The 1,217-nt window shown below is 66.8% G+C and carries 1 protein-coding gene and 1 pseudogene; both read right to left on the reverse strand.

Annotated features, from left to right (window positions below):
• On the reverse strand, nt 1–839 hold an 839-nt coding region (gene fabD, locus AC1D0P_RS25785; RefSeq protein WP_477679328.1), incomplete at its 3' end, for an ACP S-malonyltransferase.
• Between the two features lie 92 nt (nt 840–931).
• Nucleotides 932–1,217 (reverse strand): annotated as a pseudogene (locus AC1D0P_RS25790) (hypothetical protein); the annotation flags it as partial.

The raw sequence follows: 1,217 nt of genomic DNA on the forward strand, positions 1-1,217 counted from the left end.
CACTCGACCAGCGTCGTGAGGCCGCGCGCCTTGATGGCCTGGACACATTCCACCCAACGCACCGGGCCGAAGGCCTGGCCGTAGAGCGCCGCGCGTATGCGGTCCGCGTCGGTTTCGACGGCCACTTCGATGTTGTTGATGACCGGAATTTGCGGCGCCGCGAAATCGACGGCGGCCAGCTTTTCGCGCAGCTTTTCGGCCGCGGGCTTCATCAGGCTGGAATGGAAAGGCGCCGACACCGGCAGGGGCAAGGCGCGCTTGGCGCCGTTGGCCTTGAGCACTTCACAGGCTTTTTCGACCGCGGCCTTGCTGCCCGCGATGACGGTCTGCATCGGGTCGTTGAAATTGACGGCTTCCACCACTTCGGAGGTGTTGGCGCCGAAGCTGCGCGCGGCCTCGGCGCAGCCCTCGATCACTTTGGAGGCTTCCATGCCCAGGATGGCCGCCATCGCGCCCACACCGACCGGCACGGCGTCCTGCATGGCCTGCGCGCGAAAGCGCACCAGCGGCGCGGCCTGCGCGAGCGTCAGCACGCCGGAGGCTACCAGCGCGGAGTACTCTCCCAGCGAGTGGCCCGCCACCGCGGCGGGTGCGCTGCCGGTCTCGGCCATCCAGGCGCGGTAAGCCGCCACGCCGGCGACCAGCATGACGGGTTGTGTGTTGGTGGTCAGCGCCAGCGCCTCCTTGGGGCCTTCCTTGATCAGCCGGCCGACATCCTCGCCGAGCGCCTCGGAGGCTTCGGCCAGCGTCTGCGCAACCACCGGATGGTCGCCCCAGGCGTCCAGCATGCCGACCGACYGCGAGCCCTGGCCGGGAAAAACAATAGCAAACGATTTCAAATGATTACTCCATGGGTCGAATTCTTGGATCGCTGAAAAGCATCCGCCTGCATTTTAAGAAGATGAGCAGCCATTTTTTAAAGCGCGGCCGGTCAGGCTGAGGATGGCATGGCGCCATGGTGTGTGCCCCGCAGCCGCGCAAGCCCCCAGCCGATCGCCGATTTGGTGCACTGGTAAATCGCCGCAACGGCCAGCCAGGGGTCCACAAGGTAATCCCACAGGTTGGTCGACTCCAGCGCACCGGCCACCCAGGCCAGCAGCGCCAGGGCCAGCAGCGCAGGCAACAGCCGAAAACCTTGCGCCCAGCACGCCAGCGACAACGCCAGGAGCGCCGCCCAGAGCGCCCACGAGCCCCAGCCCAGCCGGTAGGCATCCCAG

The sequence above is a fragment of the Polaromonas sp. P1_G2 genome, assembly GCF_056405515.1.